The sequence below is a fragment of the Candidatus Kaelpia imicola genome (genome assembly GCA_030765505.1).
GTDB lineage: Bacteria > Omnitrophota > Gorgyraeia > Kaelpiales > Kaelpiaceae > Kaelpia > Kaelpia imicola.
In genome coordinates this window covers 1-10655 of sequence record JAVCCL010000017.1, presented here as the reverse complement: position 1 = coordinate 10655, position 10655 = coordinate 1, and the positions used below count along the sequence as shown (strand labels likewise).

At 34.7% G+C, this 10655-nt stretch carries 14 protein-coding genes; 1 reads left to right on the top strand and 13 read right to left on the bottom strand.

Annotated features, from left to right (window positions below; all coding sequences use genetic code 11):
• The 12 genes from P9L98_02575 to P9L98_02520 form a co-directional block, all read right to left on the bottom strand.
• The coding region (locus P9L98_02575) for an AAA family ATPase (GenBank protein MDP8216192.1) at nucleotides 1-415 on the bottom strand (415 nt) is incomplete at its 3' end.
• A gap of 93 nt (nucleotides 416-508) precedes the next feature.
• On the bottom strand, nucleotides 509-1327 hold the full coding sequence (locus P9L98_02570; GenBank protein MDP8216191.1) for a nucleotidyl transferase AbiEii/AbiGii toxin family protein: 819 nt from the start codon (nucleotides 1325-1327) through the stop codon (nucleotides 509-511).
• Nucleotides 1324-1965, bottom strand: a complete 642-nt coding sequence (locus tag P9L98_02565; GenBank protein MDP8216190.1) for a hypothetical protein — start codon at nucleotides 1963-1965, stop codon at nucleotides 1324-1326. Before P9L98_02565 ends, P9L98_02570 begins: the two co-directional genes overlap by 4 nt.
• A 75-nt stretch (nucleotides 1966-2040) precedes the next feature.
• Nucleotides 2041-2982 carry a glycosyltransferase gene (locus tag P9L98_02560; protein ID MDP8216189.1) on the bottom strand — a complete coding sequence of 314 codons (942 nt, stop codon included), beginning with the start codon at nucleotides 2980-2982 and terminating at the stop codon, nucleotides 2041-2043.
• On the bottom strand, nucleotides 2918-3706 hold the full coding sequence (locus P9L98_02555; protein MDP8216188.1) for a glycosyltransferase: 789 nt from the start codon (nucleotides 3704-3706) through the stop codon (nucleotides 2918-2920). The genes P9L98_02560 and P9L98_02555 overlap by 65 nt, the downstream gene beginning before the upstream one ends.
• A gap of 65 nt (nucleotides 3707-3771) precedes the next feature.
• A complete protein-coding gene (locus P9L98_02550; GenBank protein MDP8216187.1) occupies nucleotides 3772-4938 on the bottom strand; it encodes an AAA family ATPase in 1167 nt (388 codons plus the stop codon).
• A 404-nt stretch (nucleotides 4939-5342) separates the two neighbouring features.
• On the bottom strand, nucleotides 5343-6032 hold the full coding sequence (locus P9L98_02545; GenBank protein MDP8216186.1) for a metallophosphoesterase: 690 nt from the start codon (nucleotides 6030-6032) through the stop codon (nucleotides 5343-5345).
• 11 nt (nucleotides 6033-6043) lie between these two features.
• A complete protein-coding gene (locus tag P9L98_02540) occupies nucleotides 6044-6826 on the bottom strand; it encodes a GSU2403 family nucleotidyltransferase fold protein (GenBank protein MDP8216185.1) in 783 nt (260 codons plus the stop codon).
• Nucleotides 6816-7502, bottom strand: a complete 687-nt coding sequence (locus tag P9L98_02535) for a type IV toxin-antitoxin system AbiEi family antitoxin (protein ID MDP8216184.1) — start codon at nucleotides 7500-7502, stop codon at nucleotides 6816-6818. The genes P9L98_02540 and P9L98_02535 overlap by 11 nt, the downstream gene beginning before the upstream one ends.
• Nucleotides 7503-7596: 94 nt before the next feature.
• Nucleotides 7597-8592 carry a hypothetical protein gene (locus P9L98_02530; GenBank protein MDP8216183.1) on the bottom strand — a complete coding sequence of 332 codons (996 nt, stop codon included), beginning with the start codon at nucleotides 8590-8592 and terminating at the stop codon, nucleotides 7597-7599.
• Nucleotides 8593-8598: 6 nt separating this feature from the next.
• Nucleotides 8599-8904, bottom strand: coding sequence for a hypothetical protein (locus P9L98_02525; protein ID MDP8216182.1), 306 nt, complete (start codon nucleotides 8902-8904; stop codon nucleotides 8599-8601).
• Nucleotides 8905-8988: 84 nt separating this feature from the next.
• Entirely contained in the window at nucleotides 8989-9540 is a 552-nt protein-coding gene (locus P9L98_02520; GenBank protein ID MDP8216181.1) for a GSU2403 family nucleotidyltransferase fold protein, read from the bottom strand.
• 416 nt (nucleotides 9541-9956) lie between these two features.
• On the opposite strand from P9L98_02520, the gene P9L98_02515 reads away from it, so the two are divergent.
• Nucleotides 9957-10211: a hypothetical protein gene (locus P9L98_02515; GenBank protein ID MDP8216180.1), complete on the top strand. Its 255-nt coding sequence runs from the start codon at nucleotides 9957-9959 to the stop codon at nucleotides 10209-10211.
• Nucleotides 10212-10248: 37 nt separating this feature from the next.
• On the opposite strand, the gene P9L98_02510 is transcribed toward P9L98_02515, so the two are convergent.
• The coding region (locus tag P9L98_02510) for a nucleotidyl transferase AbiEii/AbiGii toxin family protein (GenBank protein MDP8216179.1) at nucleotides 10249-10655 on the bottom strand (407 nt) is incomplete at its 5' end.

The following is a 10655-nucleotide window of genomic DNA, read 5'->3' as shown; positions in this document are numbered from 1 at the left end:
CAGACAGCAAAAATTCTCTCTTCCTGCCTAATAGAGACTCATGTATCTTCTCTTTCAACTCAACACTGCCTGAACCAGATACAATTAATTTATACGGTAAGTTCTGGTCATAGATGCCCTTTAAGAAAATACCTGCATCCTTCTTTCTCTGAATCTCATCTATAAAGACAAAACCTCTATCTTCTCCAAGTTCTAACTTAATCTTTGCTATCAGGTTTTCCTGAGAGATAAAGAACTGCTTATCAGTCTCTACATCCAGATTTAAAAATAGCGTCCTCTCTCCTTCTTTCTCAAGATAATTTTTCAAAAGAAGCATTAAGGTTGTCTTTCCTGCCTGCCTAGGACCAATAATAAAGCTTATCTCTTTCTTGAAAAGATGGTCTTTTAAGTCTGAAAACAGGTCTCTCTGAATCATAATTGTATTTTAGTACGATTATTTAAAAAGTCAAGTATTAAAATACTCGTGCTAATAGAAAATACGAAGCCAGACGAAACAATGCTACGGCCTTCAATAATCTTTTTTACTTAACAATTTAAGCAAATTCTCTTTATTTAAGAGGTTAATTTCACTTTTATCTTCCAAGAATATATAAACATCATTTTTAACCTTCTCTATCTCTAGTATTTTAATCTCTTTTTCTAATTTTTCCTTCCAATTATCCTGACTAATAAAACCAATATCTTCTCTGCATGTCTGCTTAATAGCATTGTTAAGCATAGTAAAATTGGGCTCTATATTTTCAAATTTTGTTAAATACCACAATAAATCATACCAATCTCTGCCTTTAGTAAATCGACGGCATAATAAAGCATGGAGTTTTCCGGCAAATAAAGATGCTAAATCAAAATGCAGGATAGAAAACATGAAACCCGAATTATAAGTATCCACCTCTTCTTTGCCTCCTAAGGGAGGACATGTATCTACTTCTAATTTAATTGAAAACTTCTCCTCCTTAAGGGGAGATAATTGATATTCATACAATAATCCGGTAAACTTTAAAAATGCGCTATGTACATTGCTTTCAATACTATGTTTTATCTCCAAATCATATCCTGCTAGGTCAAGTTCTCTCTTCATCAGAGACAACAGTTTTAAAAAATCATAATTCTGAGATTTTAAAGATAGGCTAAAATCTAGATCTTCTGAATATCTTCTAATACCATACAAAAACCGCAAAGCCGTACCACCGGTAAAGACCAAATTTTGGAACACCTTTCCTCTGTATAACACATATAGTAAATATTTTTGAACAAACTCTCTAATTTTATTTATATTCTCACCTTTACTTAATTTTATATCAATAATGTCTTTTAATTGATTTTTCATTGTAATTCCTTGTATTTCTGCTTATAGAATTCCACGTAATCTACAAATAGATCTGCTATTCTCTGCACTCTTTTAGAATATTTTTTTTGAAATAAATTAAATCTATTTATATCTAAAATTTCTAAATTCTGAAATCTTAAAGAATCAAAATAATCAAAGCTTCTTTTTATATCAGTATTAAAATAAAAGAAATCCAAAATTGCTTTTTCTGGAAGAGATATAAAAATAGAAAAATCTCCATCTTTAATCTCTTTAAAACCAAAAAATAAGTCTTTTTTTATAGAGCGGTATTCAAACCTTGCCAAATAATTATCATAAACCATAGTTTTTTTTGTAGTTACAGAAGTAAATACAGTAACCTTTTCAGGTATGAGATTATAATAATACAAAGCATACCCCAAGCTGATATAAGAAGGTGAACACATATAATTAGCAATAAATAGAGGAGATATTTTATTTCTCTGATAATCTTCGCTAAATAAATAAAGACCTCTCTTAAGCGGCAGGAGATACCCTTTCTGCACCCACTCCCTTACCTGACGTCTTAAATGTTGAGGTTTCTCGGAATAGACTGAAAAAGTCCTAGAATCTACCAATGAGTATTTGCTGTATAAATTAACAAAATCCTTAAATTTCATTTCTTTAAATTGACTATTTTATCAATATAAAGAAATATTATACAATATAACTCATTAAGTCAAGTGAATTAAATGCTATTCTTCTTTTAATTTAGAACTAATCAGTCCTTTTATAAAAAACACTCCATAGACCAGATGGGTTAAGACTATGCCTCTTATAACGAGAAAGAAATTCTCTCCCTTACTAGAAAAACTAACCAATATAAGATATAGAAATAGGACTCCTAAATATATACTCCTAATAACAGCACTAAACTGACTTAAAAGCCCCCCTGCTGTTAACCCCAGAACAAATAGAGAGGGAACAAAATAAGCTAACTTTCTTGAAGTCTCCGGAAGAACCTTAGCAAAATAACCGCGATGTAAGGCATAGCTTTTGACTTGTTTTAGATGAGGAATAAACAACTCTCTTCTGTGATGATAGGCCAATACTTCCGGGTCATATATAATCTTCCTATTTAGCTTATGGACTATATCAAGACATAGCTTTGTATCTTCTCCAGGCCAATACTTAGTATCAAAGCCTCCTAATGCTTCAAATACTTCTTTTCTGATCAGGAGATTACAGCTTGGATAATCATCTACAAACCTTTTTCTCTCTTTCCTGTATCGATAAGTATAAGGCCCGCTAACAAGATAAGACCCATAGACCTTGCCACTTGCTTTCTGCCTAAGAGAATCACTATCCGGAGTGACTGCAGGGCCTCCTACAGCAGCTATATTAGGGTCTTTAAAGCCTTTAACTGCATTTATCAGCCAATTGAGAGACGGATAGACATCATCGTCTATAAAGGCTAATATCTCACCCTCTGCTGCTTTTGCACCTAAGTCCCTCTTTTCAGCCGGAGATACGTTAGATGAAGGAATGATATGGAGATTTGGATTTTCATGCTCAAAGACCTGATCAGGAACTACTATAATCTCAAAATCGGGATAGTTAAGTGAAAGACAATTATGAACGCATTCTTCTAAGTTCTTTTGCCATGCCTTTACGGCGATAATAATCGATACGGTCATAATATTTTAAAATACGAAGACGCCAGAAAATAGCCAGCGTATCTTGGGTCGTCTTAATTATTGATCCAAGACCTATTCTATTATACTCTCTCTTGGTATCTAACACAATCGGCCCTTCTGTAATCTTATACCCAAGGTGATTTGCATTTACAAGCACTTCAAGGTCAAATGCAAACTGCTTAACCAAGACTCTCCTAAAAACTTTATCTAAGACCTCTTTTTTGAATATCTTAAGCCCTGTTTGAGTATCATGACAGGGTAAATTAAATAAAACACTAATAAATACATAGTATCCATAACTAAAGATTCTTCTTCTGAAGGGGTAGTTTACAACTGAGTTTGGATGTAGTTTTGAGCCGATTGCTATATCTGCATCATCAATACGCATAATATCATAGAGCGTCTTTATGCCTAAAGGGTGGATATCTAAATCAGCATCTATCCAGATAACATATTCCCCTTTGCAATACCTATTAGCCTTCTTAAGAGCACGGCCTTTACCATAATTCTTATTATTCCTTGCAATAACAAGCTGAGGGTACCTCTCTTTTAATCCAATTAATCTTTTATAGGTATCATCTGTTGAGCAATCATCTACAGCTACTATCTCATAATGAGAAGGAGCTATATCATCAAAGGTCTTAATAACCTCAGATATAGTATCTGCTATCCTATCCTCTTCGTTGTAAGCCGGTATTACTATTGAAAATGTCCTATTCTGCATCAGTATAGTTTATCATATATTCTTGCTATTTCAGCTTTTAGTCAACTAAAGACAAGTTAATCCTGCTAACCTATAATCTTTCCATTCCATAATTGATGTAGAAAACTAGCCCAAGGCATTATCTCTATCTTATTGTGAACCCTCTTTTCACTTTCATTACAAACAACAATAGCCCTCTTAGGAGAATACTCATCCATAAAAGCAGTCATTGCTCTTAAATCATTCTTGTCTATACGGGAAGTGCCTTTTACTTCTAAAGCAACTTCACCTGATGCAAGAACAAAATCAACTTCAAAACCTGATTTTGTTCTCCAGAAGTTTATCTCAAACTCATTATCGCTATACGACCTATAAGCAACCATCTCCATAAGGATAAAATGTTCAAAAGCTTTACCAAACTCTTCACCTCTCTCTTCCTCTAAATTGCGCCTCTTTAAAAAACCAGCAACTCCAACATCGAAAAAATAATATTTGGAGGCTCTAGTAATAACCTGCCGCGACTGTCTTTTTTTAAAAGGCGTTACTCTTAAAGCAAGCAGAGTATCCACTAATATCTGGTAATACTCCTTAACGGTCTTTGAATCTACACCGCAATCCCGCGCTATATTAGAATAGTTGGTAAGCTCACCGTGAGAATAACCAAAAGCTTCAAAAAATCTCGAAAAAGCAGGAATATTCCGCGTTAAACCTTCTGCAAAAACTTCTTCTTTTAAATAATCCTCTACATAGGCTTTTAAAAACTTTCTATAATCTTGACCTTGCTGTAAATAATGCGTCGGCACCATTCCATGGTTCAATACCCGCAATAGATCAATGTTTTTCAGTTCAGCGCTTACAAGCGGAAACATTTCATAACGCCAGGCCCTTCCCCCTAATAGATTGGCATGACCTCTCTTTAATTTCCTTGCACTGGAGCCGCAAAGAATAAAGTTTATCCCTCTATTCTCTATCATCCAGTGTACCTCATCTAAAACCTGAGGTACTTTCTGAACCTCATCAAGTATAACAGGGTGCTTTAGTTCTTGTTCGGTTTTTGCTAACAGTCGCTCACGTAATATTGCCGGATTCTTAGAGACTTCAATGAAAAAATCCGTCTTTAAAAAATCATACACCAAGCTATCAGGAAAATGAGTCTTTAAATATGTAGTCTTCCCTGTTTTTCGCGGTCCCCGCAAAAACGCAGATTGATGCCTAGGAAGCTCTATGTTAAGGATTCTCTCTATTCTTCTCATCCGGAATAACCTCCGTAATAGTTTAACTAAATTAGAATATAGCTTACTACATCTTATCTGTCAAGCCCTTTCCTATAGCATATAATATCGTTGATTATTAGAGTTTGAATTTTTAAACCGATGATTTTTAAACTTAACTACTATATCCTACGCTTAAGTCCAAACTTTATAACTTTCTCTTTCTCTCCTCTAGCTATCTTCAAGAAATACTCAAAGTTATCTCTATCTATTTCACCGCCGCGAAAACTAAGGTTTATGCCCAGCGGTTCTAAGCTATTATTAAATACCGTTAATATTATCCTATCCCGCTTAGAGACCTTAACAGTATATGAAAAATAGTATCTCCTTATTCCGCCTTTTCCTTGATCTACTTCAAATATTAAAGCTTTATTCTTTCCTTACCATTACAGATTATTCGGCGTACCGCCGTATAAATCAGGTGTTAAATCTGACTGCCAATATTCCTTCGTATCTACATCCATAATCGTGAGTTTGCCCGACCAGCCTGCACCGGTATCAAGATTCCAAACATTGCATACATGAATTGGCTGTAGTGTATTATACAGCTCGGTTGTTGTGTGACCAACAAATATATCCTTATACCTGCCTAATTGGCACTTACACCCATTAATTTGCTTCTTCCACGCCTTATCAAGGAGCGTTCTATCCCAGACCAGCGTCTGCGCGCTATGGCTCTTAAGCGATATATCCGGATTGAATCCCCCATGTACAAATACCTGATCGTCACGCTCAATCCAAAGCTTTCCGCTCTTAAAAAAATTAATATGCTCCTGAAGCATAGGTCCGCCATTATATGACGCCATCGTCCGATCACCACCCTGACTCGTCCATATTTCCGGTTTATCACCGCATAGGACCCAATCCAGAGCCCACATATCATGATTACCAATGACCAAATCACATTGTTTAATCTTCAAAAGCTCATCGATGCATTGTTTAACATCCGGATACCCGTCACAAACATCGCCCATTACAATTAATCGATCATTTTCATAATTAAATTTTGCTCTCTCAAAACACTGCATAAGCGCCTTGTAAGCACCGTGAATATCACCGACAGCATATGTTTTCAAAATATAGTCCTTTATAACACTTTTTTAAAATTCTCAAATCTTTCGAATATATCCTGTCTTACATCATGGATATATTCATCGTCACCATTTTCTTCTTCAATCATTAGGCAGCCCTGACTTGAAACCCGCTCAAAAAATTTATTGATATTATCCGCTGCTCCCGGCAAATAACCTTTTTTCGTATATTCAGACACTTCTTTAAAAATCACTTCTATGTCAGACGCGTATCGCAAGATGAAATACATATAATATAAATCCTTGGCTTGTTTCTCTTTATTCATCCGGTCAATGAAGGTCGATCCTTTATGATACAAAAAAGCTGACGGCTTGGGGCAATTCAATATATAGGTCTTGTCCTTCTTTTTGCTCTTAACCGTTATAGGAATACGGTGCTGTAACAGGAAATCGAATTTTTCGATCTTGTTTATTTGTATCTGCATTCCCACCATTTTCTCAATCGCCTTAATATCAGCCGACGGATACGTTATAAACTCGACCGGTACCTTCTCCTTATAAAGCACCACAGGAAACATTCTATCCATTTTGAAATGGCGCTCTTTATAATCCAACGAAGAAAGGGTTTCAAAAATCGTCTTTGAATAATCACCGGCAACGGTCTGACCCACCCCAAAATCTATATCCACGGTAGTAACCGGATTTCTAATTGATGTCTTCCAGAGATAATTTGAATATATATAAGGTATCCATCCGCCGACAAGCGTAAGATCCGAAAAATATCCGCTTATATCTTCCAGCACATTAAAAAATACGGCTTCAATTTTTTCAAAATTCATATAAATTCTTACCCTCTTCTTTTTGCTGATTTTCTAAATATTCAGCATGTTCTTTCCCTCGGGGTTTAAACTGATAGAGGTCCAGGTAGAGCTGTAAATTTGAAACAACCTTATACCCTTTTATCATCTGAGTATTATAATACACACTATTTTTATAAAACGGCCGTATGATGTGAATATTACCTCCTCTAACAAGCTCTTTCAAATCTAATCGTTGTCTAAGATCAAGAAGCTCTTTTTCCCAGTTCAGAGGAGAAAAATATACATGTACATTGTCCGTCATCACATAAAATGTCATCAGATTTGCTCCGGAATGAAGGGTCAAACTGTACTCTTTATCTTTCAGGTAATCTTTGAGCTTAGGCATGATATTTTTGTTCGGCGAATAGTAAGTATGCATATCGTTTAACTCAAAGTAATATGCCTTCATCCAGTCCTCTATCAATTTCCGCGCATTGGTTAAAAGCGCGAAACTGTCAGGCCCACGCTTAACTCTTTCAATATAACCTTGTTTTGATATGACTTCAAGCACACCCTGAGCCGTACCAAGGCTTACGCCATTCTCTCCGGTAAAATCACGAATGACCCATTTTTTGCCCGGATTAGACAGCATCTTTCTAAGTACAAAAGTTGCTTTGTCGGCAAAGATATTTTTTCCATTTTTTGGCTTATTCATAATGTTCACTCCTTTTTAATGTTCACTATTTAGTGAACTATATACACTTAGTGAACATTAAAGTCAAGAAATTTCTTTAACTCTTATCTAAAACCTATATCCTGCGCTTAAATCCAATCTCCACTTTTCTTTCTCTATCCTTAGCGGCTACTTTTAAGAAGTATTCAAAGCTGTCTCTGTCCAGCTCACCACCGCGAAAGCTAAGGTTTATACCCAGCGGTTCTAAGCTATTATTAAATACTGTTAATATTATCCTATCCCGATTAGAGACCTTAACAGTATATGAAAAATAGTATCTCCTTATTCCGCCTTTTCCTTGATCTACTTCAAATATTAAAGCTTTATTCTTTCCCAGCTTCCAATTACCCTTAAAAGATATTAGATTCTCTTCTCTGTTGTCCTTAAATCCAACTCCAACTCGATATTTAATGACACCTCTCTTAGGATATAAGCTCTTACTCTCTAGATTAGCCAGAAAGCTTACATAGGAGTCCGATTTCTCCAAGATATAACTTATTTTTCTATCAGAACGTATATCCCAATAGCCTCTTAAAATTAAAGATTGTTCCACTTTTAAACCTAATTTACTATAATTATATATAATCTCTTTACTTCTATTTAATAACCAGGAGTTTCTAAAAATCAGTTCATCCGGTGAGTCTTTCTTGGTTACCTGAAAGAGTAACCTGTTAAACCTATCCCGTCCTATAACTCCTCTTAATTTAAGATATGAGACTCTAGTTACTTTATAGTCAGGCTTACTCTTAATCTCAAAGAGAAAAGACTCTGAATCCAGCTTTAAGATCTTACCTCTTAGCTTTAAACTCTTTCTTCTTCTATCTCTCTCTTTTCTTAAATAGAAAACTAGATCGTGGTCTTTATTTAATTTCCACTCACCTTCCAGTATAATCCTTCTACCTAAAGACTCTATAATAGACCAGTTACCTTCCTTATCTATCTCATATACTAACCTATTAGAGCTGTCTGCAGAGAACCTGCCTTTAATACTCCTGTAACTTTTATCTTTTGGATATTTAAAGGCGAGATTATTATCTTTATCTATTTTATAGAGAGGTCTTTCTTTAGACATTTAAGGTCACTTATTCTTCTCGCCCCACTCAGAGAGTTCTGAGATCAGGGAGTTAAAACCGAACCCAAACCCAAAAGCAATGCAGAAGAGCTTAAACCCGGATTCAAGGTCGATAATACTGCCGTGGGATGAGAACTGAGGAAAGATAAGGAGTGTTACTATTATGCTTAAGATAAAAGAACATAACGCTATCCTTAAGTAATGATTGTTGAACTTAGCTATCTTTTTCTGCTTTAATTTACGAATATAGGGAACCAGCATCCGGGATAAAACCCCAAAAAATACTCCGGAGAGTTTTATTATAAATTCCATAGCTGCATATATTATAACAATTTATCTCTTACTGTTCCAGCAGCCACTTCCAGACTGGAATATAATATATTTTTTTAAAATCTATTATCTTTTAATACTTAGATCCAACAAATTTAATATTTCTTTTTCCTGAATCTCCTTTAATCCTTTTATAACTTTATTCTGCCATTTCGGAATCATTGAATTAAAAAGACATTTAATAATTACCGTTTCGCCTTTACTTATCAAAGCTCTAAGAATCTCTATAGCGGTACTTCTATCCTTTATTATTCTCTCTTCTTTAGTACGCCTTTGAAGTATGATTAATTTATGCAGAGCAAAGTTAGCTGAATGAGGAAGCGTAATCTCAGCACCTTCAATTTTAACCTTTATCGTATCTTGTATAAGTAGATTCAAAAATCTTAAAGCTTGAGCATTGAGACCGAATTGCGGCAATTGGTAAGGCTTGTTTAATCCATACCCTTTCTCAGGAACCAAAAATTCAACAATAAGATCTGGATGCTCTAATTGAATATACCCCTCTCTCCCTTTAAATCCAACAATAAAGCCTAAATCTTTTAATAATCTTGGAATATTTGTTCCTACCTTAATCTTTGATGGTGTAGGTATTAAAAAATCCTTAAAAAGAAGAGACAATAAATCGATCTATGCCAAGATCTATATCAACCGTAGTCGCTAAATTCTTGACAGATTTTTTCCATAGAAAATTTAGAGCATCCATCCGCCTGTGAGCATAAGTGATAAACATCAACTACTTTCCCAAGGCTTAAAATTATAAAGACTTTGCAGCCTGGGCATGCGAATTTTGTGCAGCATTTTTCTATCAAATGTGATATGTCCTTTCTCTTAATCTAAATATTAAGGCTATGTCAAAATAAATATTGCCTAAATTAAAAAATTAATATATATATTCCTTATATGATTACAAGTAGAACCGACAAACAAAAAGCTTATTTAAGGACTTAAAACCCTACAGAGTAGAGCAGCTCTATAAAGCACTATTCCAGGATAATATAGACTCATTTCTAGATATTACAACTCTCTCTAAAGATATGCATACTAAGATAGATAAAGATATTCCTTTCCTGTACTACAAAGACTCTAGAACAGCAGGAGATAAGAAAGGCTTGAGTTATAAAGCAGGTCTAATCTTACTTGATGATAGAGAGATAGAGACAGTACTTATGGGGATGGGTGAACCGCTCTTAAACTATATAAACGCGAGAGATGCGATAAATATCATCCTGAAGGACTTTTTTCATTACAGCGGTTGCATTTGTTATTATTCATTTTTATATCCTACTTAGCGTTTTAAGCATTTCTGCGTCACTTGACATATAATAATTACGCTTTCATCTGATCAAATAGTTTATTAAAATAAGCTAAAACCAGATCCAAATCAAACTTTTCATCAGTTCTAATCATAGGAGTAAGATCTTTGTCTCTGATTCTTTTTAGTTCTTCAATTGCTTGTCCAGACAAACCCAGATTATACGAATAATCTCTTTTATACCCATCAAGGCTTAATTTCTTATTGACCATTTTTAAGAAATCTCGATGCGCAAAATTAAACCCGCTCTTAATGAAATGGCCCAGGTCATAATAATCCCTAATCGCAGGCGTTAATCGTGAAATAGCAGCTTTAAGCTTCTCAGCTACGCTCTCATCTAAAGATAACGACAATATCTTTCCTTGTTTAATAATATCTTTGCCTGAAAAAGGTTCTTGGAAAAAATGTTTAACTGTAACAT

Excerpts from the sequence above, each read along its gene's own strand:
- P9L98_02570 (MDP8216191.1), bottom strand. The coding sequence starts at position 1,327 with ATGAAAAATCAATTAAAAGACATTATTGATATAAAATTAAGTAAAGGT.
- P9L98_02565 (MDP8216190.1), bottom strand. The coding sequence starts at position 1,965 with ATGAAATTTAAGGATTTTGTTAATTTATACAGCAAATACTCATTGGTA.
- P9L98_02560 (MDP8216189.1), bottom strand. The coding sequence starts at position 2,982 with ATGACCGTATCGATTATTATCGCCGTAAAGGCATGGCAAAAGAACTTA.
- P9L98_02555 (MDP8216188.1), bottom strand. The coding sequence starts at position 3,706 with ATGCAGAATAGGACATTTTCAATAGTAATACCGGCTTACAACGAAGAG.
- P9L98_02550 (MDP8216187.1), bottom strand. The coding sequence starts at position 4,938 with ATGAGAAGAATAGAGAGAATCCTTAACATAGAGCTTCCTAGGCATCAA.
- P9L98_02540 (MDP8216185.1), bottom strand. The coding sequence starts at position 6,826 with ATGAATTTTGAAAAAATTGAAGCCGTATTTTTTAATGTGCTGGAAGAT.
- P9L98_02535 (MDP8216184.1), bottom strand. The coding sequence starts at position 7,502 with ATGAATAAGCCAAAAAATGGAAAAAATATCTTTGCCGACAAAGCAACT.
- P9L98_02530 (MDP8216183.1), bottom strand. The coding sequence starts at position 8,592 with ATGTCTAAAGAAAGACCTCTCTATAAAATAGATAAAGATAATAATCTC.
- P9L98_02525 (MDP8216182.1), bottom strand. The coding sequence starts at position 8,904 with ATGGAATTTATAATAAAACTCTCCGGAGTATTTTTTGGGGTTTTATCC.
- P9L98_02515 (MDP8216180.1), top strand. The coding sequence starts at position 9,957 with ATGCATACTAAGATAGATAAAGATATTCCTTTCCTGTACTACAAAGAC.